General features: G+C 64.6%; 26 protein-coding genes, 1 tRNA gene and 1 other RNA gene. 11 read left to right on the plus strand and 17 right to left on the minus strand.

Annotated elements, in window-relative coordinates; translation table 11 throughout:
• Positions 1–20: 20 nt before the first annotated feature.
• Entirely contained in the window at positions 21–1,160 is a 1,140-nt protein-coding gene (locus sphantq_RS01150; RefSeq protein WP_272799365.1) for an aspartyl/asparaginyl beta-hydroxylase domain-containing protein, read from the plus strand.
• Positions 1,161–1,259: 99 nt separating this feature from the next.
• Positions 1,260–1,874, plus strand: coding sequence for a YitT family protein (locus tag sphantq_RS01155; RefSeq protein ID WP_272799366.1), 615 nt, complete (start codon positions 1,260–1,262; stop codon positions 1,872–1,874).
• Positions 1,875–1,982: 108 nt separating this feature from the next.
• Here sphantq_RS01155 and sphantq_RS01160 read toward each other — a convergent pair whose 3' ends face one another.
• The 13 genes from sphantq_RS01160 to sphantq_RS01220 all read right to left on the minus strand — a co-directional run bounded on the left by sphantq_RS01160 (position 1,983) and on the right by sphantq_RS01220 (position 12,609).
• A complete protein-coding gene (locus sphantq_RS01160) occupies positions 1,983–2,516 on the minus strand; it encodes a hypothetical protein (protein WP_272799367.1) in 534 nt (177 codons plus the stop codon).
• A complete protein-coding gene (gene hisI, locus sphantq_RS01165) occupies positions 2,503–2,898 on the minus strand; it encodes a phosphoribosyl-AMP cyclohydrolase (RefSeq protein WP_261934985.1) in 396 nt (131 codons plus the stop codon). Before hisI ends, sphantq_RS01160 begins: the two co-directional genes overlap by 14 nt.
• 120 nt (positions 2,899–3,018) lie before the next feature.
• Positions 3,019–3,095, minus strand: a tRNA-His gene (locus sphantq_RS01170).
• Positions 3,096–3,188: 93 nt separating this feature from the next.
• Positions 3,189–3,755 (minus strand): septal ring lytic transglycosylase RlpA family protein, encoded by a 567-nt coding sequence (locus tag sphantq_RS01175; RefSeq protein ID WP_272799368.1) that lies wholly within the window; start codon positions 3,753–3,755, stop codon positions 3,189–3,191.
• 220 nt (positions 3,756–3,975) lie between these two features.
• Entirely contained in the window at positions 3,976–4,248 is a 273-nt protein-coding gene (locus sphantq_RS01180) for an HU family DNA-binding protein (RefSeq protein ID WP_024019962.1), read from the minus strand.
• A 181-nt stretch (positions 4,249–4,429) separates the two neighbouring features.
• Positions 4,430–6,826: an endopeptidase La gene (gene lon / locus sphantq_RS01185; protein ID WP_129926293.1), complete on the minus strand. Its 2,397-nt coding sequence runs from the start codon at positions 6,824–6,826 to the stop codon at positions 4,430–4,432.
• 136 nt (positions 6,827–6,962) lie between these two features.
• Positions 6,963–7,286, minus strand: coding sequence for a YbaB/EbfC family nucleoid-associated protein (locus sphantq_RS01190; protein ID WP_066602991.1), 324 nt, complete (start codon positions 7,284–7,286; stop codon positions 6,963–6,965).
• Entirely contained in the window at positions 7,283–8,905 is a 1,623-nt protein-coding gene (locus sphantq_RS01195; protein ID WP_129926294.1) for a DNA polymerase III subunit gamma/tau, read from the minus strand. The genes sphantq_RS01190 and sphantq_RS01195 overlap by 4 nt, the downstream gene beginning before the upstream one ends.
• Positions 8,906–8,955: 50 nt before the next feature.
• Positions 8,956–9,053, minus strand: an RNA gene (gene ffs, locus sphantq_RS01200) — signal recognition particle sRNA small type.
• Positions 9,054–9,135: 82 nt separating this feature from the next.
• Entirely contained in the window at positions 9,136–10,101 is a 966-nt protein-coding gene (blaSGM, locus tag sphantq_RS01205; RefSeq protein WP_272799369.1) for an SGM family class A beta-lactamase, read from the minus strand.
• A 2-nt stretch (positions 10,102–10,103) separates the two neighbouring features.
• Positions 10,104–10,439 carry a 2Fe-2S iron-sulfur cluster-binding protein gene (locus sphantq_RS01210; RefSeq protein WP_066603001.1) on the minus strand — a complete coding sequence of 112 codons (336 nt, stop codon included), beginning with the start codon at positions 10,437–10,439 and terminating at the stop codon, positions 10,104–10,106.
• 20 nt (positions 10,440–10,459) lie between these two features.
• Complete coding sequence (locus sphantq_RS01215; protein WP_272799370.1) at positions 10,460–11,548, minus strand: cysteine desulfurase family protein; 1,089 nt, start codon at positions 11,546–11,548, stop codon at positions 10,460–10,462.
• Positions 11,545–12,609 (minus strand): cysteine desulfurase family protein, encoded by a 1,065-nt coding sequence (locus sphantq_RS01220; protein ID WP_272799371.1) that lies wholly within the window; start codon positions 12,607–12,609, stop codon positions 11,545–11,547. The genes sphantq_RS01215 and sphantq_RS01220 overlap by 4 nt, the downstream gene beginning before the upstream one ends.
• Positions 12,610–12,770: 161 nt before the next feature.
• On the opposite strand from sphantq_RS01220, the gene sphantq_RS01225 reads away from it, so the two are divergent.
• A complete protein-coding gene (locus sphantq_RS01225; RefSeq protein ID WP_066603011.1) occupies positions 12,771–13,427 on the plus strand; it encodes an alpha/beta hydrolase in 657 nt (218 codons plus the stop codon).
• 147 nt (positions 13,428–13,574) lie between these two features.
• On the plus strand, positions 13,575–13,994 hold the full coding sequence (locus sphantq_RS01230; protein ID WP_272799372.1) for a hypothetical protein: 420 nt from the start codon (positions 13,575–13,577) through the stop codon (positions 13,992–13,994).
• 94 nt (positions 13,995–14,088) lie between these two features.
• Here the strand turns inward: sphantq_RS01230 and sphantq_RS01235 are convergent, their stop codons facing one another.
• The gene (locus tag sphantq_RS01235) at positions 14,089–14,535 is read right to left on the minus strand and encodes a hypothetical protein (protein WP_272799373.1); all 447 of its coding nucleotides are present in this window, start codon (positions 14,533–14,535) and stop codon (positions 14,089–14,091) included.
• A gap of 150 nt (positions 14,536–14,685) precedes the next feature.
• On the opposite strand from sphantq_RS01235, the gene sphantq_RS01240 reads away from it, so the two are divergent.
• The gene (locus tag sphantq_RS01240; RefSeq protein ID WP_272799374.1) at positions 14,686–15,816 is read left to right on the plus strand and encodes an HPP family protein; all 1,131 of its coding nucleotides are present in this window, start codon (positions 14,686–14,688) and stop codon (positions 15,814–15,816) included.
• Here sphantq_RS01240 and sphantq_RS01245 read toward each other — a convergent pair.
• The gene (locus sphantq_RS01245; RefSeq protein WP_066603018.1) at positions 15,776–15,967 is read right to left on the minus strand and encodes a hypothetical protein; all 192 of its coding nucleotides are present in this window, start codon (positions 15,965–15,967) and stop codon (positions 15,776–15,778) included. The two genes, sphantq_RS01240 and sphantq_RS01245, sit on opposite strands and share 41 nt — an antisense overlap.
• A 102-nt stretch (positions 15,968–16,069) precedes the next feature.
• Here sphantq_RS01245 and rpiB point away from each other — a divergent pair, with 102 nt between their 5' ends.
• The 4 genes from rpiB (at position 16,070) to sphantq_RS01265 (ending at position 19,590) form a co-directional block, all read left to right on the plus strand.
• Positions 16,070–16,507 (plus strand): ribose 5-phosphate isomerase B, encoded by a 438-nt coding sequence (gene rpiB / locus sphantq_RS01250; protein ID WP_066603021.1) that lies wholly within the window; start codon positions 16,070–16,072, stop codon positions 16,505–16,507.
• A gap of 12 nt (positions 16,508–16,519) precedes the next feature.
• Positions 16,520–17,821, plus strand: coding sequence for a serine hydroxymethyltransferase (gene glyA, locus sphantq_RS01255; protein ID WP_272799375.1), 1,302 nt, complete (start codon positions 16,520–16,522; stop codon positions 17,819–17,821).
• A 118-nt stretch (positions 17,822–17,939) separates the two neighbouring features.
• Positions 17,940–18,401: a transcriptional regulator NrdR gene (nrdR, locus tag sphantq_RS01260; RefSeq protein WP_056681966.1), complete on the plus strand. Its 462-nt coding sequence runs from the start codon at positions 17,940–17,942 to the stop codon at positions 18,399–18,401.
• 118 nt (positions 18,402–18,519) lie between these two features.
• A complete protein-coding gene (locus tag sphantq_RS01265; RefSeq protein ID WP_129926301.1) occupies positions 18,520–19,590 on the plus strand; it encodes a TrmH family RNA methyltransferase in 1,071 nt (356 codons plus the stop codon).
• Between the two features lie 20 nt (positions 19,591–19,610).
• On the opposite strand, the gene sphantq_RS01270 is transcribed toward sphantq_RS01265, so the two are convergent.
• A complete protein-coding gene (locus sphantq_RS01270; protein WP_066603025.1) occupies positions 19,611–19,907 on the minus strand; it encodes a chorismate mutase in 297 nt (98 codons plus the stop codon).
• Between the two features lie 190 nt (positions 19,908–20,097).
• Here sphantq_RS01270 and rpsD point away from each other — a divergent pair, with 190 nt between their 5' ends.
• Positions 20,098–20,712, plus strand: a complete 615-nt coding sequence (rpsD, locus tag sphantq_RS01275; protein WP_066603027.1) for a 30S ribosomal protein S4 — start codon at positions 20,098–20,100, stop codon at positions 20,710–20,712.
• Positions 20,713–20,783: 71 nt separating this feature from the next.
• Here the strand turns inward: rpsD and sphantq_RS01280 are convergent, their stop codons facing one another.
• A complete protein-coding gene (locus sphantq_RS01280) occupies positions 20,784–20,948 on the minus strand; it encodes a hypothetical protein (protein WP_336314435.1) in 165 nt (54 codons plus the stop codon).
• A gap of 75 nt (positions 20,949–21,023) precedes the next feature.
• Here sphantq_RS01280 and sphantq_RS01285 point away from each other — a divergent pair, with 75 nt between their 5' ends.
• Positions 21,024–22,712 carry a M28 family peptidase gene (locus sphantq_RS01285; protein WP_272799376.1) on the plus strand — a complete coding sequence of 563 codons (1,689 nt, stop codon included), beginning with the start codon at positions 21,024–21,026 and terminating at the stop codon, positions 22,710–22,712.
• The last annotated feature ends 11 nt before the right edge of the window (positions 22,713–22,723 follow it).

The raw sequence follows: 22,723 nt of genomic DNA on the forward strand, positions 1-22,723 counted from the left end.
CCGCCGGATATGGCGGTGGCATGAATGATCCGGCGAGAGAGATAAGACTGCAGGAGGCGGCGGTGGCCGCCCTGCGCCGCGGCGATGCCGATGGCGCATTGGCGACGCTGCGCGAGATGGGCGATCCGCCCGCGATGCTGCTGGCGCAGGCGCATAGTCGCGCCGGAGATCTGGACGGCGAAGCGGCGGCGCTGCGGCGCATATTGGACGGCGATATGCGCAACCTGCCGGCGCTGCTCGCCATGGGGCGGAATGCGCTGCGGCGCGACGACGAGCGCGGATCGATAAGCTGGTTCCGCGCGGCGCTGGCGCAGGCGGCCGCAACCGGCGCGCCGCCGCAGCTCCAACCGCTGTTGCAACAGGCGCAGGCCAACGTCGCCCGGTCGAGCCAGCGGTTCGAGGATCATCTGACCGCCGCGATTGCCGACCTGCCGCCCCTGCCCCGCATCGCCCACGCCACCGACCTGCTGCTGGGCAAGCGCGACGTCTATCTACAACAACCCAGCATGTTCTATTTCCCCGGCCTGCCCCAGCGCGCCTTCTACGAACGGAAGGAGTTCGACTGGGTCGCGCCGATGGAGGCGATGACCGATGCGATCGTCGCGGAACTGCACGCCGTGCGCGCGCAAGAGGCGGATTTCGCCCCCTATGTGCAGACCGCCACCAACAGGCCTGCGCCCAACAATCCGCTGCGCGACGATCCCAGTTGGGGCGCGCTCTATTTCTGGCAGGGCGGCGCGCCGGTCGCGGAAAATGCGCCGCGCTGCCCCGCGGTGATGGAGGCACTGGCGCTGGCGCCCATGCCGGTGATCGCAGGCCGATCGCCGATGGCATTATGGTCGCTGCTCAAGCCCGGCACCCATATCCGGCCGCATCATGGCCTGCTCAACACCCGGCTGATCTGCCACCTGCCGCTGCTGACGCCACCCGATTGCACGCTGCGCGTCGGCGCGGAGACGCGCAACTGGCGCCAGGGCGAGATGCTGATCTTCGACGACAGCGTCGAGCATGAGGCGTGGAACCGCAGCGCCGACACCCGCGTCGTGTTGCTGTTCGAAGTGTGGCGGCCGGAGATCGACGCGGAAGAGCGCGAGGCGCTGACTCGGCTGTTCCAGGCGATCGACGCCTTTGGGCCGGCGCAGGTCGATACCGGCGGTTGAACGGGACGCGCCGTCCCGCTATCAGCGGCGCATAAGCACATATGACGCCGGAAAATGGGCAAGAGGATGGCCGGGCATGATCCCAGGAACCTTGCCCGCATGACCATCACTGCCCCTTCTCCCCGCCCCCACAGCCTGGCCGAGGACGGCTATGCCATCGCCATCGGCTGCGCCTTCATCGCGCTGGGGCTGATGATGCTGAAGGCCGCCAATCTGGTGACCGGCGGGATGGCGGGGATCGCGCTGCTGCTATCCTATCTGCTCCACCGGTCGCCCGCGCTCCTGTTCTTGCTCATCAACATTCCCTTCTTTCTCTTCGCGGGCCGGGCGATGGGGGTGGCGTTCGGGTTGAAGACGCTGTTCGCCAATGTCGCGATCATGGGCGTGGGGCTGGCCATGCCGGCGGCGCTGCACATCGCGCGAATCAGCCCCTTCTTCGCCGCCCTGTTCGGCGGGTCGATCATCGGCTTCGGCATATTGGCGATCGCCCGCCATGGCGCGGGCGTGGGCGGCGTCGGGGTCGTCGCGCTGATCCTGCAACGGTCGCGCGGCTGGAATGCGGGGCGGACGCAAATGCTGTGCGACATCGCGATCCTGCTGGCGTCCTTGCCGATCCTGAGCGTCGAGCGGTTCGGCCTGTCGATCCTGTCCGCCGCCGCCATCAATGCGGTGCTGATCGTCAACCACCGGCCGGGGCGTTATATCGGCCACTAGAGCGGTTCGCGGTCCGATTGCATCGGACCAGCCACTCCAGATTATTGGATTTACGCGATGTCCGAGTCATCAGATGATTCCATCGGATTAGAAATCGCTCCAAGGCCGCTAGCCCTCGCAGAGCGCCTTGCCGTCGCTGTCGCGGGCGCGCAGCGCGCTGGCGGCGTCATTGGCGATGCGGGGGAAGCTGACTCCCTCCAGCGTGCCGCGGCCCTCGCACAGGTCCGCACAGGCCATGTCGACCACGCCCGGTAGCGCCACCTGGTCGCCATCATATTGGGCGACCACGATGCAGCGGTCGCCGCCCTTGAAGCTGAGGATCAGCTTGTCGCCCGCGCGGCGTGCCGTACCCTGCCCGCGACAGCTCTGGTCCTCGCCGAAATTGGCCTGCAAGCCGAAGCGGAAGGCCGCATCCTTGGCCGGCATGACGCAGAGCAGATCGCGCCCGGCTTCATGGCTGCGCTGGTAGAGGCCGACGGGCGACGTCTTGCCCGTATCGGTGATCGCCCCGCTTTCGATAGCGGCCCGTTCCAGCCCGGACGCCGGCGCACCACCAGCATCCGATGCGGCGGCGTCGGCGGCCGTCGGCGCGCGCTGGCACGCCGCCAGCAGGAGAAGAAGCGCGAGGCTAGCCCGCGGCATCGATGGACGGATCAGCCGCAAGATCGACGGGCGTCAGGCCATCCGGCCCGACCCGACGGAAAAAGCAGGACCGCGCGCCGGTGTGGCAGGTCGGGCCGGCCGGGACCGCTTTCACCCAGACCGCGTCCTGATCGCAATCGATGCGGATGTCGCGCACCTCCAGCATATGGCCGGACGTCTCGCCCTTCTTCCACAGCGCCTGGCGGCTGCGCGACCAGAAATGGGCGAGGCCGGTTTCGACCGTCAGCGCCAGCGCCTGCGCATTCATATGCGCGACCATCAGCACTTCACCGTCGGCCGCGTCGGTCACGACAGCGGTGATCAGGGCATGATCGTCATATTTGGGATTAAGGGTCAACCCCTTGTCGCGCGCATCGGTCATGGGGGCGCTATAGAGCATCGCGCGGACAAGTGGGAACCGCTTTTGCGTATCCGATGATAGGAAAGGCATGACCGTCCCGGCGCGAGACGATCCCCTCGGATCAGGGGGAAAATCAGAAAATGGGGCGATCGACGGGATCCGAACCCGCGACCTCCGGTACCACAAACCGGCGCTCTAACCAACTGAGCTACGATCGCCACAGGGCCTTCCGGCCCGCGAGAGTTGGCCACATATGCGGCCCATTACCGGCCGTCAAGCGAACAAATGCCGCAGGCAATTTTTACCTGCCGTCAAAGGCCGACAGCGCGCAACTGCGCTCTCAAATTGACCAGCGTCCTCTCCGCAACCCTTGGCCGATCCGACGCGGGCTTCCCCTTGCGCAGCCGTTCCCTATCCTTTTCGGGTGGATCGACGAAGCGGACGCGCACAGCGGCATGGCCCTGGGCGCGGATGCCCAGTTGTTCGGCCGCGCCGCGCGACAGGTCGATCACCCGCCCGCGCCCGGCGAAGGGGCCGCGATCGTTGACGCGAACCAGGATGGTCCGGCCGGTATCGAGCGCGGTCACCTCGACATAGCTGGGCAGCGGCAGGCTGGTGTGCGCGGCGGTGATCCATTTGGCGCGGAATCGTTCGCCATTGGCGGTGCGATTGCCCGATTCCGAACCATACCAACTGGCGTAGCCCAGCATGTCATAGGTCGGTTCCGCCGCCGGGACATAGGTCGTGCCGCGCACCTTGTAGGGCGGGTCGATCCTGACCGGCGTATCGCGCACCGGCCGATAGTCGCCGCCGGCGCAGGCGGAGAGCATCGCAAGCCCGCAAATGATCCAGATATATCTGCCCGCGCGTCCCGTCATGCGGCCTTCCTATCGTCGGCAGACGAGCGGGTCGAGGCCGGGTGGGCAAAAAGAAAGGGACAAAAAGGCATGGCGCCTCTTCGTCCCTTCACCTTACGGCATCTTGCGTCGCGGAAGATCGCTTCCTGTCGCCGCATCACTCTCCTGAAAAACTTTCCGGCCGCGATGCCGGTAGGTCGTCAAACGGTGGGCGCCCGCCAGATGACAGGCGCCACGTCCGTTAGTTGACCGAATCCTTCAGGCCCTTGCCGGCCTTGAACTTCGGCTGCGCCGAAGCCTTGATGGTCATCGTCTCGCCGGTGCGCGGATTGCGGCCGGTCGAAGCCTTGCGCTGCGAAACCGAGAAAGTGCCGAAACCGACGAGGCGCACTTCGTCGCCCTTCTTCAGAGCGCCGGTGATGGCGTCGAACACGCCTTCCACAGCCTTCGTCGCGTCATTCTTGCTGAGGCCGCTGCTTTCAGCGACTGCGCTGATCAAATCCTGCTTGTTCATGCCTTGGGAACCCCCTTGTGCTGTTGGTTGATTAGGAATCGCGGCGTAGGCGGCGCAATAAGGCGCGGATTTCTGCGCCTGTCAAAGGGAAAGCGACAAAGCCCTCCGCTTCGATAGAAATTTGCGCCCACCTGCGCGAAATATGCCGAAACCGACGGCAAACCGCCGGTTTCGGATTGGCTTAGTGACGGAGCGCGGGATCGCTGTCGCGGCCGGGCGCATTGCTCGGCTGGGCGGCGAGGTCGTCCTCCTCGGTCCAGGCGATCGCTTCGGGAACCGATGCCAGCGCACGCGCCAGCACCTCATCCACATGGCTGACCGGCACGATTTCCAGCCCGTCGCGGATGTTGGCGGGAATTTCCGCTAGGTCTTTCTCGTTTTCCTGCGGGATCAGCACCGTCTTGATGCCGCCGCGCAGCGCGGCCAGCAGCTTCTCCTTGAGGCCACCGATCGGCAGCACGCGCCCGCGCAACGTCACCTCGCCGGTCATTGCTACGTCCTTGTGGACGGGAATCCCGGTCAGGGTAGATACGATGCAGGTCACCATGCCGATGCCGGCCGACGGACCATCTTTGGGCACTGCGCCTTCGGGCAGATGGATATGGATGTCCTTGCGGTTGAAAACGCTGGGCTTGATCCCATAGCCGGGTGAACGCGCCCGGACATAGGAAAAGGCCGCCTGGATCGATTCGTTCATGACCTCGCCCAGCTTGCCGGTGGTCTTGATCATGCCCTTGCCGGGCACTGTCACCGCCTCGATCGTCAGCAATTCGCCGCCCACCTCGGTCCAGGCCAAGCCCGTCACCGCGCCGATCTGATCCTCGTCCTCGCCCATGCCATGACGGAATTTCCGCACGCCGGCATAATCGGCCAGATTGTCGGGCGTGATGACGACCTTGTCATAAGCGCCCTCCAATATCTTGCGCAGCGCCTTGCGGGCGAGACGCGCAATTTCGCGCTCCAGCGTGCGGACGCCGGCTTCGCGGGTATAATAGCGGATGAGGTCGCGCACGGCGTCCTCCGTCACCACGAACTCGTCGCCCTTGAGGCCATGGGCGTCGATCTGCTTGGCGATCAGGTGACGCTGGGCGATCTCGACCTTTTCGTCCTCGGTATAGCCTTCCAGCCGGATGATCTCCATGCGGTCGAGCAGAGGCTGCGGCAAATTCAGCGAGTTGGCGGTCGTCACGAACATGATGTCCGAAAGATCGACGTCGATTTCCAGATAATGGTCCTGGAACTTGCTATTCTGTTCGGGGTCCAGCACTTCGAGCAGGGCAGAAGCCGGATCGCCGCGGAAATCCTGGCCCAGCTTGTCGATCTCGTCCAGCAGGAAGAGCGGGTTCATCGTCCCCGCTTTCTTGAGGTTGGTGACGATCTTGCCCGGCAGCGAGCCGATATAGGTGCGGCGGTGGCCGCGAATTTCGGCCTCGTCGCGCACGCCCCCCAGCGACTGGCGCACGAACTCGCGCCCCGTCGCCTTGGCGATCGAACGGCCGAGCGAGGTCTTGCCGACGCCCGGCGGACCGACGAGGCACAGGATCGGGCCTTTCAATTTATTGGTGCGCGCCTGCACGGCGAGATATTCGATGATCCGGTCCTTGACCTTCTCCAGCGCGAAATGATCCTCGTCGAGGATGTCCTGCGCCTTCTTAAGGTCGTTCTTGACCTTGCCCTTCTTGCCCCAGGGCAGCCCCAGCAGCACGTCGAGATAGTTGCGCACAACGGTCGCTTCGGCCGACATGGGCTGCATACCCTTGAGCTTCTTCAGTTCCGCCGTGGCCTTTGACCGCGCTTCCTTGCTCAGCTTGGTCTTGGCGATCTTCTCGGTCAGTTCAGCGAGTTCGTCGCCCTCCTCACCCTCGCCATTGCCCAGTTCGCGCTGGATCGCCTTTAGCTGCTCGTTGAGATAATATTCGCGCTGGGTCTTTTCCATCTGGCGCTTCACGCGGCCACGAATCTTCTTTTCGACCTGCAACACGCCCAGTTCGCCTTCCATGAAAGCGAAGACCATTTCGAGGCGCTTGACCGGATCCGCCTCGACCAGCAGCGACTGCTTGTCGGACACCTTGACGTTGATGTTCGCCGACACGGCGTCGGCCAGGCGACCGGCATCCTCGATCTCGCGCAGCTGCACCGGCGTCTCGGCCGGCAGCTTCTTGTTGAGCTTGGCGTAATTTTCAAACTGTTCGGCGACCGACCGCATCAGCGCGGAGGCTTCCGGCCCTTCCGCGACGATCTCTTCCACATCATCGACATTGGCGACGAGGTAGGTTTCGTGCGCCTCCATCGAATCCAGCTGGGCGCGGTGCTTGCCTTCCACCAGCACGCGGACCGTGCCGTCGGGCAGCTTGAGCAACTGGAGTACGACCGCGACGACGCCGGTGTCGTAGAGCGAATCACGACCCGGATCGTCCTCCGCCGGATCGAGCTGCGACACGAGGAAGATTTCCTTCGAACCTTCCATCGCCGCTTCGAGCGCAGCGACGCTCTTGTCACGACCGACGAAGAGCGGAACGATCATCTGCGGGAAGACGACGATGTCGCGCAGCGGCAGAAGGGGATATTGCACAGTCATTCAATCTCCGGGGCCGAAGGAAGCGGCCTCTCTACGGTTCATCGCCTTTATGGGGACGCCCGTCGCAGCAATCAATTGCGAGCTGTCATAATGACGAAGCGATGAACCGCAGGTGATCGATCCATCGCGTCCGGCATCAGAACGGCAGCTTGAAGCCGGGGGGCAGCGGCAGGCCGGCGGTCATTTTGCCCATTTCGGCATTGCTGATCTCGTCCGCCTTCTTGCGCGCATCATTGAACGCAGCGGTGACAAGGTCTTCCAATATCGGCTTTTCGGATGGAGCCATCAACGTGTCGTCGATCGACACGCCCAGGATGCGGCCCTTGGCCGACGCCCGCACCTTGACCAAGCCGCCACCGGCCGCGCCCTCGACCTCCAGCTTGTCGAGATTGTCCTGCGCACGCTGCAATTCCTCCTGAACACGGCTCGCCATGCCCAGTATTTCGTTCAAGTCCTTCATTGTCCTGCACTCCATTGTTCGGGCCGGTCGGTTTCGACCAACTCCGCTTCGGGGAAGGCGGCGATCGCCGCCTTGACCACCGGGGTTTCCAATATCTCGGCGCGCGCCGCAGCCTTGCCCGCCTGCTCCTGCTCCAACAGCGTCTGATCGCCGCCGCTCTCCGCCAGCGTCACGACCCATCGCGTTCCGGATGTCGCGGCGTTCAGCGCCTGCTCCAGGTCACGCTTGAAGTCGCCATGCGTCCAGGCATGGGTCAGGCGAAGGGCGATATCAGGCGGGCTAAGGGAGACGAGCGCGGCGCAATCATTGAGATGATTGGCCAGCAACGGCTTCTGCCGGTCGATCAGCGCGACGATTTCCTGCATCGTAGCGGGCAGCCGCGCGGCGGGCGCGGAGGACGGCGCGGCAGGCGTTCCACCGGAAGCAGGCGCAACCATGGCGGGCGCCCCCTCCCGCAGCATCCGCGCCAGTTCGCCCGGATCGGGCATGGTCGCGGCGTGCATGACGCGCAGCAGCGCCATTTCGCAGCTTTCGATCGGCAGGACGGCGCTGGCCACCTCGTCATGCCCCTTGAGCAGCAATTGCCACAGGCGATGCAGCGGCGCGAAGCCCAGTTGCGCAGCCCAATCGGCCAGCGCCTCCCGCTCTTCGGCCGACTGGCCGGGGCTGGCGATGTCGCGACCGGCCTTCGCCAGGGTCACGGCATGGACCAGCTCCATCAGGCCGCGCATCAGCGCGAGCGGCTCGACGCCCAGCGCATATTGGTCGCGCACCGCGCCCAGCAACGCGCCCGTATCGCCTTCCAGCAGCAGGCCCAGCAGCCGGCGCACCGATCCGCGGTCCGAAAGGCCCAGCATGTCGCGCACCTGCGCGGCGCTGACCATGGGATCGCCGTCCCCCATTTCCGCATGGGCGATCGCCTGGTCGAGGATCGACAGGCCGTCGCGCGCGGACCCTTCGGCCGCCTGCGCGATCAGCGCCAGCGCATCGGGTTCCGCCGCGACGCTTTCCGCCTCGACCACATGCGCGAAATGGCCCGCGAGCAATTCCGCCGGGATGCGGCGCAGGTCGAAGCGCTGGCAGCGCGACAGCACCGTCACCGGCACCTTGTTCACCTCGGTCGTGGCGAACAGGAATTTCACATGGGCGGGCGGCTCCTCCAGCGTCTTCAACAGCGCGTTGAAGGCGTTTTTGGAGAGCATATGGACTTCGTCGATGATGTAGATTTTGTAGCGCGCCGACACGGCGGCATAGCGCACCGCCTCGATAATCTCGCGCACATCGTCCACGCCGGTGTGGCTGGCGGCGTCCATTTCGACCACGTCGATATGCCGACCCTCGGCAATGGCGACGCAAGGTTCGCACACACCGCAGGGGTCGATGGTCGGCCCGCCCTGCCCGTCCGGGCCGATGCAATTCAACGCCTTGGCGATCAGCCGCGCGGTGGAGGTCTTCCCCACCCCGCGCACGCCGGTCATCAGGAAGGCGTGGGCCAGCCGGCCGCGCCTGATCGCATTGCCCAGCGTCTGGACCATCGCATCCTGCCCGATCAGTTCACGGAAACTGCGCGGTCGATATTTGCGCGCCAGGACGCGATAGGGCTGCGGGGAATCGGACATAGTCATCGTCTAGCCGTTCGGGTGGCTATTGTCGAAGCTGGATGAAGGTGGAGGGTGGGAGCCGGAACGACCCGTGACGAAATCACTGTGGCTGCTTCCGTCAGGACCTGACCAGGTTCGCGACGATCACGTCCGCCCGACTCCCGGCGCGGCATATGGCGAAAGGGGACCGGGATGGCAAGGGGGCTTAGGCTATACATGTTCCCGCCTTCGCGGGAACATGCCACATATTATTCCAGCCCGCTCTTCTGCGCCTTGCCCACGAAATCGAGCGCGGCGCGCGCGGTTTCGGCGATCGCGGCCTCGGCCTTCTTCGCGTCCACCGTTGGCCGGTCGAGATAGATGGCCAGGACATATTCGTCGCCATTGGGCGCCTTCACCAGCGCCACGTCATTATAGGCGGTGCCGCATGTCCCGGTCTTGCTGCCCGACGTCCAGCCTGCGGGCAGCCCCGCCTTGATCCGCTTGTCGCCGGTGCTGCTGGCGTTGAACCAGCTGCGCAGCTTGTCGACGCTGGTCGGCTTCATGTCGCGGAAGAACAGCCGGCCCATCAGTCCGGCCATGGCGGCCGGCGTGGTGGTGTCGCGCGGATCGCCCTCCGCATTTTCATTCAGCGTCGGTTCGGTGCGGTCGAGCCGGGTCACGGCGTCGCCATGGGCGCGCATGAAGGACGTCAGCCCCTCCGGCCCGCCCAGCATCGGCAGCAGCAGGTTGGCGGCGCTGTTGTCGCTCACCTCAACCGCGGCCTGGGCCAGTTCACCCATGCTCATGCGGCCGCGCTTCTTGTTCTTCTTCACCACCGGAGCGTAATCGAGGATGTCGTCGCCGCTGAAGGGGATTTCGCCTTCCAGCCCGAACTTGCCGCCTTCCGCGCCGATCAGCACGGCGGCGGCCAGCGGCGCCTTGAAGGTCGAGCACATGGCGAACCGCTCGTCGCGGTTGAAGCCCAGCAGCAGCGCGCCACTCCGATCGACCAGCGCGACGCCCAGCCGACCGCCCGTCTCCTTCTCGATCTCCGCCGGGTTGCGCACCGACGTCAGCGCCGATTGCGGCACCAGATAGCGCGGCGCAGGCGGCAACAGAGAATCGAGCCGTCCGGTCGGTTCGGGCGGCTTGGCGGACGTCGTCTTCTTATCAGCGGCGATCGAAGGCGCCGCCAGCAAGGCCAGCGTCGCCAGAGCAGTCAAATTCTTCACGGTCACATGCCCTGCATATTGTTGAATTCACCGGGAATACGGACCGTCAGCCGGTCCATCTTGTCGTCAATGATGATCTGGCAGGACAGGCGGCTGGTCCGGGTGGCGGCGGCGGCGAGGTCGAGCATATCCTCTTCATCCTCGCTGGCGCGCGGCAGGCGCGCGAAATCCTCTGCATCGACGACGACATGGCAGGTTGAACAGGCCATCTGCCCTTCGCATGTGCCCTCCAGCGGCTGACCTGCGGCCTGGGCGATATCGAGCAGCACCGATCCGGCGGGCGCGTCAACCTCCTGTCGTCTCTCGCCATCGGCGCTGATGAAGGTGACCCTGGTCATGCTAATGCGTGCGCTCCCTTTTACGGCGCCGCTTGTGCGGCTGCCGCCTCATTCAATGCTTCTGCCGCCCTCTCCAACTCTTCCCGGCTTGTGTAGCGGCCAAAGCCGATCCGCACCGATCCGCGCGCCTGGGCATCGGTCAGCCCCAGCGCGCGCAGGACATGGCTAGGCCGCCCGGACCCGCTTGCGCAAGCGCTACCGAGCGAAAAAGCAACATTGCGGCAATCCGACAACAGCCGCGCGCCATCTATGCCGTCGCGGCGCAGGTTCAGATTTCCGCGATAACGCGCCGTTTGCGACCCGTTGAGCGTCCAGTCCGCAAACAATGTGGCGGCCAGTGCGGCGAGGCTTTCCACATGGGCGCGGTCGCTGTCCGCCCGCTCGCGCATCAACCGCGCCGCAACGCCGAATCCGGCGCAGAGCGCAGGCGATAGCGTGCCGGACCGCAGCCCGCCTTCCTGTCCGCCGCCATGGATCAAGGACGTGGGCCGCACACCGTCGCGCAGCCAGAGCGCGCCCACGCCCTTGGGACCATGGATCTTGTGCGCGCTGATTGCGACCATATCGCAGACGGACGGGATCGGGATGCGGCCATAGCCCTGCACCGCATCGCACAGGAACAGCGCACCCGCGCGGTGCGCGAGGTCGGCGAGCGCGGCGACCGGCTGGATCACGCCGATCTCGTTATTGACCAGCATGGCGACAACGAGTGCGACACCTGGAACGATGACGCGGGCGGCGGCCTCCAGATCGACGATGCCGTCCGGCCCGACCGGCAGGACGGTCACATCCCGCCCGGTCCGGCGCATCGCCTCTGCCGTATCCAGCACCGCGGCATGTTCGGTCGCGATGGTGACCATGCCGCCCGGCGGCGCGCCCTGGATCGCGATGTTGAGCGCCTCGGTCGCGCCGGAGGTGAAGATCAATTGGCCGCCGGGCGGCAGCAGCCCGGCGATTGCGTTGCGGGCCGCCTCCACCTGCGCGGCAGCGGCGCGGCCCAATCGATGGGTGCTGTGCGGGTTGGCGAACTGGTCGCGCAGCAACGGCGCCATCGCGTCAAAGGCTTCGGGCGCGAGTGGGGTAGTCGCCTGATAATCCAGGTAAATCATTGACTTGCCCGTTCCGCCATACTTTTCCAGACTGCGATAAACCTGTCCATGTCGCTGTCGCATGTTTGCGGGCCGAAGCTGACGCGCACGACCTCCGCCGCGGCCGCCTCGTCCCAGCCCATCGCACCCAGCACATGGCTGGTCTTGAGCGAGCCGGACGAACAGGCGCTGCCTGCTGAGACGGAAATGCCGGCCAGGTCGAACTGGATCAACTGCGCACGGGCCGACAGGCCGGACATACGGTAGCTGGCAATGACGGGCAGGCGCGGCGCATCGGGCGCCACGATGATGCCGCCCGCCGCCTCTATCCCTGCGTCCAGCCGGGCGCGCAGGGCGGCTGCGCGGGGCAGCCAGTCCTCCCGCGCCTCCAGCGCCGCCGCCATGGCAAGGATGGCGGGCAGATTTTCGGTCCCGGCGCGATAGCCCTGTTCCTGCCCGCCGCTCGGCTCGATCAGCGCCAGGTCGCGGATCAGCAGCGCGCCGATGCCGGGCGGACCGCCGAATTTATGCGCGCTGATCGCGATCATGTCCGCGTCGGGCAGCGGCAGTTTGCCCGCGCTCTGGGCGCAATCGGCGAACAGGATCGCGCCGTCGCGATCAATCCGGTCGAGCGGCTGGATGACGCCGGTTTCATTGTTGACGTGCTGGATGGCGAGGAGTGTTCCTACCCTTGCTTGATCGTCATGCCCGCGAAGGCGGGAATGACGAAGAGAAAGGGCGAGACCAGTTGAAGTGACCGCCAGCCGATCCGCGCCCTTCGTCACGCGCAGCACCGCGTCATGTTCGACCGGCGATGTGACGACCCGCCCGGCCTTCGCGCGCAGCAGGCCGATGGCGATCGCCTCGCTCGCGCCGGAGGTGAAGATCACATGGCCATTCCAGCCCAGCGCCGCGGCGATGCGCGCACGCGCATCCTCCAGCTTGGCGCGGGCGGCGCGGCCGTCGGCATGGGGGCTGGACGGGTTGGCCCAGTTCGCCATCGCTTCCATCATCACGTCGCGCGCGGCGGGCAGCATCGGCGTGGTCGCGGCATGATCGAGATAAAGGCGGTCGGCGGCCAAGCGGCGTTACTCATTGATTGCGGAAATGGCGGCGGCTTCTATATAGGCGGTCTGCCGCGCAGCGCCAGCAATAGCATTTGCCTATGCGACTGTCTGTGCGATCCGCATCCATTCGCCGCCAGCCTATCCGGGCATGGTGGCCCAGAACGATAACAGGTGCCATGCCCGACGTCATTTTCCCCGGACCCGAAGGCCGCCTCGAAGGCCGCTTCAGCCCCCCGCCCCGCCCGCGCGCGCCGGTCGCCATGATCCTGCACCCCCATCCGCAGGCCGGCGGCACGATGAACGACCGCATCACCCAGGCGCTCTACAAGACCTTCGTGAAGCGCGGCTTCGCCGTGTTGCGCTTCAACTTCCGCGGCGTCGGCCGCAGCCAGGGCACATTCGACAATGGCATCGGCGAATTGTCCGACGCGGCGGCCGCGCTCGATTGGGTGCAGAGTTTTCATCCCGAAGCCCAGACCACCTGGATCGCGGGCATGTCATTCGGCGCATGGATCGGTATGCAATTGCTGATGCGCCGCCCGGAAATCCGCGGCTTCATCTCGGTCGCGCCGCCCGCCAACATGTACGATTTCTCCTTCCTCGCGCCCTGCCCCTCGTCGGGCATCATCGTGCAGGGCACGTCGGACGAAGTGGTGACCGCCAGCGCGGTGCAGAAGCTGGTCGACAAGCTGCGCACGCAAAAGGGCATCACCATCCATCATGACGAAATTCGCGGCGCGAACCATTTCTTCGAGCATGAGTTGGACCAGTTGATGAAGTCGGTCGACAATTATCTCGACATGCGCCTGTCCCCGGATTCCCCGATCCGCTGAGCGATCGGGAAGTCTACGAACGAGAAAGGCCGCCCGCGAGGCGGCCTTTTTTTGTGGAATGTGAGGCTGGGAGGGGTGGGAAGCGGAATGGCGGCTGATAGACGAATATCCAAAAATAGCGGACATGGCTTGTCCTCAGAGAGCATCTTGATATTTAATATCCAGATGGCGAGAGGGCTAAAAACTTTACTTCCGTTATTTGCAATATGTGCTTCGGCGTGCGTTCATACGGATTCATCTGTTCCAATCTATCGCTGTAATGCGATGAAAATCCGATCGGGTGATGAAATTGTTAGCGCTATAAAGGTAACTTCTACGGTGCATGGGGACATTGGCTCGTTTGAGCATTGCAATGGATTTTTTGGCATCGGGTTTGGTAATTATCTTCTTTCTCCAAAATTCGAAGAATTGCGCCTTTTTCTCGCTCGACAAGCCAACGGCGAGGCAATTGAAATCACTGTAACCGGCTTAATGAAATTTGAACTCCGCGATGACGCTAAATACCCAGGATCAGCTAATTTTATTTCTGTCGATAATTGGCAATTAAAAAAAATCGAAAATCCATAGTAGACAATTGAATTTATAGATTCAGCTCACATGGCATTGACAGATGAGCGTCCTAAATTGGTCGATTCCCGACCAACCGCTTTTACGCCCTCGCCTATATCTGGCGCTTGGCATCGAAGGACGCGACGATCTTGCAGCGGTAGGCGCGCACTTCGTCGATCAGGCCGGTGTGCAGTTCGGTGGAAAGGACCAGGGTCGACCGGTCCAGCCGTTCCAGCCGCCGCATGTCGCTGAGCAGGCCGCTGAACATCCCGCCGCCTTGCTGGACCAGGGTGATCGTCGCATCGTCCTGCGCCGCGATCTTGTTCCAGCCCTGGCCGCCTTCGCGCCACCGGCCAGCGGTGAAATCGATCACGATTTCCCGCACGGATCGGTCGTCGGCGGTACAGGACAGGCCGCGGATCTGCGCCGGAGCAGGCGGCACGGGCGAAACGGCCGGCGGCGGCGCTGGCGGCGCAGCATGGCCTGGGGCGGCAAGACTGGGGGTCGCAATCAGGCAGCCAAGCGCTGCCAGGATGGTCGAGGCCGATCGGTTGAGCATGACGTCGATCCTACCAGACATGCGGGGCGCAGGATACCGGCTAGCGCAAGCCGCGCCTGACGGCCGGGCGCGACCGTGCAAAGCCCCCTTTACCCCGCCCCATAATTTCCCGCTTGGCGCACCGTCCGGCCGGCGATAGCGATCCGCGCCATGTCCGACGCCCCGAAAAACGACGTTCGCCTGATCTGGAGCCGCTATTACAGCGCCTTCATCCCCGCCGGTCCGCCGGGACCGGGCTTCCTTGAGCGGCTAAAGGCGGCGAGTGGGGCGATCGGGGGGATCGCGGTGACCGGGCTGCTGTGCGGGCTGATGCTGGGCAATGGTCTGGCCCATCCGCTGCTGGTCGCACCGATGGGCGCGTCGGCGGTGCTGCTGTTCGCGGTTCCCGCCAGTCCGCTGGCCCAGCCCTGGCCGGTGCTGGGCGGCAACGTCATTTCCGCGCTGGTCGGTATCTTCGTGGCGAAGGCCGTTCCCGATCCCACCTTCGCCGCCGCGCTGGCGGTGGGCGCGGCGATCGCCATCATGTCGCTGCTCCGCTGCCTCCACCCGCCCGGCGGCGCGGTGGCGCTGTCCGCCGCGCTGGGCGTAAAGGGGGTGGCGAGCAGCTATCTGTTCGCGCTGGTGCCGGTGGGGGTGAACACCCTGCTGCTGCTGGTCGTGGCGGTCCTGTTCCATCGCATCGCCGGTCACAATTATCCCCATGTGCCGCCCAAAGCGCCCGCCCCGCACGGCACCGCCGATCCCGCGCCGCTGCTGCGCGCCGGTCCGAGCGCGCAGGACGTGGCCGACGCGGTGCAGGGCTATGGCGATGCGCTGGACGTGGACCAGGCGGACCTGCGCCAGTTGCTGGCGGACGCCGAACTGCGCGCGGCCGAACGGCTGCATGGCGCGGTGCCCTGCGCGCAGATCATGGCGCGCGACGTGATCCATGTGCCCGCCAGCCAGCCGCTGCGCCAGGTGCGTGCGCTGATGCTTATGCGTGGCCTGTTGTCGCTGCCGGTGCTGGACGATGCAGGGCGGGTGCAGGGAATCATCGGCGCGCTGGACCTGAGCCGAGAGGGTGAGCGCGCCGGCGACATCGCCCGCCGCGCGCTGCTGGTCCATGCCGACACGCCGGTCGCGCGGCTCATCGGCCCCCTGAGCAGCGGCGCGCGCCATGCCGCCATCGTCGTGGATGCCGACCAGAGATTACAAGGACTGGTGACGCAGACCGACCTGCTGGCGTCGCTGGCGCAGCGCTCTATTTCTGCTCCAGCGCCGACAGGTCCGGCCCCGGAATAGCGCTGATCGCGACGTTGCCGAACATGACAATCCCCGCAAGAATCATCAGGCCGCCGCGCTTGCGGTCGCCTTTCTTCACGATCGCGTAAACGCCGCCGCCCGTCAGCAACATGCCCGCGAGCATCAATATGGATAAAATCGTGCCAGCCATGGGCGTTGCCTTAAGCGCCAAGCTCGACGGTGGCAATTGCCGTCCTGTCCCCCTATGAGGCGCGCAGAACGAATCACCCCAGGAACGCAGGGGCCGCGCCTTATGAAAATCGCCATCGCTTCCGATCATGCCGCCACCGACCTGAAGGCGGAGCTTGCCCAATGGCTGCGCGACGAGGGCCATGCGGTCGCCGACCTTGGCCCCGCGACCGCCGATCGCGTCGATTATCCCGATTATGGTTACAAGCTCGCGACAGCGGTCGCGTCCGGCGCGGCGGAGCGCGGCATCGCGCTGTGCGGATCGGGCATCGGCATATCGATCGCGGTCAACCGCAACCCGGCCTGCCGCTGCGCGCTGGTGGGCGAGCCGCTGTCGGCCGCCCTGTCGCGCGAACATAATGACGCCAATGTCCTCGCCATGGGCGCCCGCCTGACCGGCGTGGACATGGCGAAAGCCTGCGTCACCGCCTTCCTCACCACTGATTTCGGCGGTGGCCGCCATGCCGGCCGCGTCGAAAAACTGTCCCAGCCCGCGCTCTGAAAGGAAGTTTCGATGAGCACAGACACCCTCGCCCCCGCCATCCGCCAGGACGGCTTCTTCAGCGAAGCCCTCGCCAGCGCGGACCCGGAAATCTTCGGCGCTTGTCGCAATGAGCTGAAGCGCCAGCAGGACAAGATCGAACTGATCGCGTCCGAGAACATCGTGTCGAAGGCGGTGCTGGAAGCGGCCGGTTCCATCTTCACCAACAAATATGCCGAAGGCTATCCGGGCAAGCGCTATTATGGCGGCTGCGAATATGCCGATGTGGTCGAGACGCTGGCGATCGAACGCGCGAAAGAGCTGTTCGGCGCCAACTTCGCCAACGTCCAGCCCAATAGCGGCAGCCAGATGAACCAGGCGGTGTTCCTGGCGCTGCTCCAGCCGGGCGACACCTTCATGGGCCTCGACCTGTCGTCGGGCGGCCATTTGACGCACGGGTCGCCGGTCAACATGTCGGGCAAGTGGTTCAAGCCGGTCGCCTATGGCGTGCGCGCGGACGATCATCTGATCGATATGAACGAGGTCGCCCGCATAGCGCGCGAATGCAAGCCAAAGCTCATCATCTGCGGCGGCACGGCCTATTCGCGCGTGTGGGACTTCAAGCGCTTCCGCGAAATCGCCGACGAGGTTGGCGCCTATCTGCTGGCCGACATGTCGCACTTCTCCGGCCTGGTCGCGGGCGGCGCGCATCCCTCGCCCGTCCCTTACGCCCATGTCACCACCACCACGACGCACAAGTCGCTGCGTGGCCCGCGTTCAGGCATCGTCCTGACCAATGACGAAGCGATCGCCAAGAAGATCAACAGCGCCATCTTCCCCGGTATGCAGGGCGGCCCGCTGATGCACATCATCGCGGCCAAGGCGGTGGCGTTCAAGGAAGCGCTGACGCCCGAATTCAAAGCCTATGCCCATCAGATCGTCGCCAACGCCCGCGCGCTGAGCGAGACGCTGGCCGATGCCGGCCTGTCGATCGTGTCGGGCGGCACCGACAATCATCTGATGCTGGTCGACCTGCGCGCCAAGAACACCACCGGCAAGGCCGCGGAAAAGGCGCTCGATCGCGCCTATATCACCTGCAACAAGAATAACGTCCCGTTCGACACGGCCAGCCCGTTCGTCACGTCGGGTGTCCGTTTGGGTACGCCAGCGGGCACGACGCGCGGCTTCCGCGAGGAAGAATTCCGCGAAATCGGCCGCCTGATCGCCGAGGTCGTGGAAGGCCTCAAGCGCAATGGCGACGAAGGCGATGGCCAGGTCGAGCAGCATGTGCGGGAAAAGGTGCTGGGCCTGACCGCGCGCTTCCCGATTTATTGACCCACACACCGTTCGCCCTGAGCGAAGTCGAAGGGCTTCACTGAACGAAGTGAAGTACCTTCGCTTCGCTCAGGCGACGGCTTCGACAGGCTCAGCCCGAACGGAGTGATATAACCCCATGCGCTGCCCTTTCTGCGCCCATGAAGACAGCCAGGTGAAGGACAGCCGGCCGACGGAAGATGGCAACGCCATCCGCCGCCGCCGCCAGTGCGAAGCCTGCGGCGCGCGCTTCACCACCTTCGAGCGCATCCAGTTGCGCGACATCTGGGTGGTGAAGAGCGAGGGGCGCAAGGAAGCGTTCGAGCGCGACAAGCTGGCCCGCTCCATCGGCATCGCCTGCCGCAAGCGGCCGATCGACCCTAGCCGCCTGGAAAAGCTGATCTCCGGCATCCAGCGCCAGTTGGAAACCAGCGGCGACAGCGAAGTCCCCGCCCGCGCGATCGGCGAAATGGTGATGGAAGGGCTCAAACGCCTCGACAGCGTCGCCTATATCCGCTTCGCCAGCGTCTATAAGGACTTCACCGACGCCAAGGATTTCGAGGAATTTGCAGGAACGGTGAAGGAAGTCGGGCGGGAGTGAGTTCTTACCTAATTCCTCTCCGTTCGGTTCGAACGAAGTCGAAGGCTTCTCTTCCCTCCGCCGTTCGTCCTGAGTAGCCATTGAGCGAAGTCGAAATGGCGTATCGAAGGACCATAGAATGACGTTCCATGCCTATATGTTGCGATGCGCAGACGGCAGCTATTATCTGGGGCATACAGATAATCTGGAGCAACGTGTCGCACAGCACCATTCAGGGGACATTCCTGGATATACGCAGAGCCGTCGCCCGGTCGCTCTGGTCTGGAGCCAGGATTTCGGCACACGAGACGAAGCGCTTTCCGCCGAACAACAAATTAAGGGCTGGTCGCGAAAAAAGAAGGAAGCGTTGATCGTCGGGGATTGGGACGCAATCCGACAGGCGGCGCGCAAATCCTTCGATACGGGGCTTCGACAAGCTCAGCCCCTACTCAGGATGAACGGAAATATGAACGAAGTTGCCCCCCTCCCCCCCGTCATCGTCCCCCCCGTCATCGTTCTGGTCCGCCCGCAACTGGGCGAGAATATCGGGAAGGCCGCGCGCGCGATGCTGAATTTCGGGCTGACCGACATGCGGCTGGTGACCCCGCGCGACGGCTGGCCCAATCCCGATGCCGGCCCGGCGGCGGCCGGCGCGGACTTCATCCTCGATAAGGCGCAGGTGTTCGAAACGCTGGCCGATGCGGTCGCGGACTGCGCGCATGTCTATGCCACCACGGTCCGCAAGCGCGGCGTGACCAAGCCGGTCGTGACACCGGAGGAGGCCGCGCGCGAAATCCATACAGCGCAGGGCCGCGCCGCCTATGTCTTCGGGCCGGAGCGGTCGGGACTGGAGACGGAGGATGTCGCGGTCGCGCGCAAGATCCTGACCGTGCCGATCAACCCGGAATTCGGGTCGCTCAATCTGGCGCAGGCGGTGATCCTGTGCGCCTATGAATGGTCGAAACAAGCCGATCTGGCACAGCCCACCATCACCGATCTGGGCGAACCTGCGCCACAGGCGGAACTGGAGGGCATGATCGAGCAGCTCGATGCGCTGCTGGTGAAGGTCGGCTATTTCTTCCCGCCCGACCGCGCCGGCGCGACCCGACTGACGCTGCGCAACCTGCTGACCAAGCCGGGCTGGAACCATCTGGAAGTGCGCACGCTGCGCGGTGTGCTATCGCATCTGAACCGGCCACGCGAACGCTGAATGCCCCCCTTCCGGGCAGTTTACCCCCGCGTCCGGTCAAACTCCGCCATTTCATAAGCGATAGACGCTTCGACCAGCTCTTCCCACATCCCCGCGATCAGGTCGCAGGGCACGCCCAAAGCCTCAGCCTCGGCGCAGGCATTGGCGATCACCTCCGCCTTGCGCGCTTCGTCGCGCACGGCGCTGCGGTTCGGCTTTATCCGGGCGGCGGCGCGCATATGGGCGAAGCGCTGGGCCAGCAGGGCGACGATCTGGCGATCGAGATTGTCGACGCCGGCGCGCACCTGCGCCATGGTGGAATAATGTTCGGGAGTCATGCCTGCGGAATTAAGCTGCCGCCGCCATCGTGTCGAGACTTGACTCGCCGGCCTCTTCTGGTCATAGGCGCGCCTTCGCAATTGGCTCCGCATCCCGGTGAAGCGGTGGCCCTGCCCCTGAGCGATCAAACGCAAAACGGACGTAGGCGATACCGGGAATCACGTTGTTAGCAATTACTAGGAATTATCTATGACGAAGCGCACCAGCGCCAAGTACAAGCTCGACCGTCGCATGGGCGAGAATATCTGGGGCCGCCCCAAGTCGCCTGTCAACAAGCGCGAATATGGTCCCGGTCAGCACGGCCAGCGCCGCAAGGGCAAGATGTCCGACTACGGCATCCAGCTGCGCGCCAAGCAGAAGCTCAAGGGCTATTATGGCGACATCACCGAGAAGCAGTTCAAGAAGAACTATTTCGAAGCCAGCCGCATGAAGGGCGACACCGGCCAGAACCTGATCGGCCTGCTGGAGCGTCGCCTGGACGCCGTCGTGTACCGCGCCAAGTTCGCGCCGACCATTTTCTCGGCCCGTCAGATCGTGTCCCACGGCCACATCTATGTGAACGGCGTGAAGTGCAACATCGCGTCGCGTCTGGTGAAGCCGGGCGATGAAATCACCCTGGGCAAGAAGGCGCAGGAAATGGCGCTGGTTCTGGAAGCGCAGAACCTGCCTGAGCGTGACATCCCCGACTATGTCGCCCCCGACGGCGCCGCCAAGGTCAGCTATGTCCGCGTGCCCACGCTGGACGAAGTGCCTTACCCGGTGAAGATGGAACCGAACCTAGTCGTCGAATTCTATTCGCGTTAATCGGTTTTCCGAGCATAGCTACAAAGAAGGGCGGCCCTGCAAAGGAGCCGCCCTTCTTCTTTGCCCTAACGCTACAAGGGAAAGGGTCGCCCCCGTTGCCCGTCATTTCCGGCCGCCAGCAGGGAGTCGGCGCTCTTCTGCAGCATGTCCGCGCGTGCGTCGCTGTCGACCAGGCTATGCTCCAATCCGTCATAGATGACGAGTTGGCTGCGCTTGCCGCGCCCTCCAGCTTGCATTGGCAACCACCTTGCTTGCCCTTCTTCCCGCGCGGTGGCATCACTTGATCATTCGTACAATAAAGGGTGACTTCCATGCGTAGCTCCATCGCGGCGATCGCCGCCGTTCTTGCCCTGTCGGCCTGCGCGACCGACGGCGCCGACACGCCGCCCACCGCGGCATCCGCCACGCCGCCTGCCGCAGCTACCGCAGAACCGTCGATCGATACGATGAAGCGACTGGTGCAAGAGCTGTCCTCCGACGCCTATGAGGGCCGCGCGCCAGGTTCGCCCGGCGAGGAGAAAACGCTGGCGCTGCTGGCCGCGGAATTCGGCAAGCTGGGCCTCAAGCCCGGCAACAAGGGCAGCTGGTTTCAGGACGTGCCGCTGGTCGAGATCAATGCGAAGAATGTCTCGCCGCTCAGCTTCACCGGGGGCAAGAGCGCCGTCACCGCCGCCTATGGCCCGGAAATGGTGATCGGCACCTATCGCACCACCCAGCCGAAGATCGCGATCAAGGACAGCCCGGTGGTGTTCGTGGGCTATGGCATCAACGCGCCCGAAAAGGGGTGGAACGACTATGCCGGGCAGGATGTGAAGGGCAAGACGGTCATCATCCTGGTCAATGATCCCGATTATGAGACGCCGGGGTTGTCCGGCCCGTTCAATGGCCGGGCGATGACCTATTATGGCCGCTGGACCTATAAATATGAGGAAGCCGCGCGGCAGGGCGCGGCCGCCGCGATCATCGTGCATGACACTGTGCCGGCCGCCTATGGCTGGAATGTCGTGCAATCGAGCTGGACCGGAGCGCAGCATGTCGCCGACAGCGCCAACGGCAATGCCGGACAGAGCCAGGCGATCGGCTGGATTCAGAAGGAAAAGGCCGCCGCCCTGTTCGCCAGCGCGGGCCTGAACCTGGACGCGCAGATGGCTGCGGCGAAAAAGCCGGGCTTCAAGGCGGTGGCGCTGACGGGCGTGAAGGCCAATGTGTCCTTCGACAACGACCTGCGCAAACATATGTCGAAAAATGTCGTGGCGTTGCTGCCGGGCAAGACGCGGCCGGACGAATATGTCCTCTACAGCGCGCATTGGGATCACCTCGGCCATTGCCAGGCGGCGCCCGACGGCGACGACATCTGCAATGGCGCGGTGGACAATGCCACCGGCACGGCGGCACTGGTGGCGCTGGCGCAGGCCAATGTGCAGGCCGGGCCGACCGACCGCAGCCAGGTGTTCCTGGCGGTGACGGCCGAGGAATCGGGGCTGCTGGGATCGGCATATTATGGCAACAATCCGGTCTTCCCCTTCGCCAAGACGGTGGGCGGCGTGAACATGGACGCCTTGAGCGTCGCGGGCCTCGCCAGGAATGTCGTGGTGATCGGCAAGGGCAAGTCGCAGCTTGACGCCTATCTGGACCGGGCGTTGAGCGCGCAAGGCCGGGTATCGACGCTGGAGCCTACCCCGGAAAAGGGCTTCTACTATCGTTCCGACCATTTCAGCTTCGCCAAGCACGGCTTGCCGATGCTCTATTTCGAGGGCGGCGAGGATCTGGTGAAGGGCGGCGCCGCTGCGGGATTGGCCGCGGCGGAGGATTATACCAAGAACCGCTATCATGGCCCCAAGGACGAATATGATCCCAATTGGGACTGGACCGGGGTGCTGGCGGACCTGAAGCTCTATTACAGCGTAGGTCGCGACCTGGCGACCACGACCGACTGGCCCAACTGGCTGGACGGCGACGAATTCCGCGCCATTCGCGACAAGGATCGCGCGGGTAAGTAGAGGGAAGCGAC

It is taken from the genome of Sphingobium sp. AntQ-1 (assembly GCF_028538045.1).
In the GTDB taxonomy this organism is placed as follows: Bacteria; Pseudomonadota; Alphaproteobacteria; order Sphingomonadales; family Sphingomonadaceae; genus Sphingobium; species Sphingobium cupriresistens.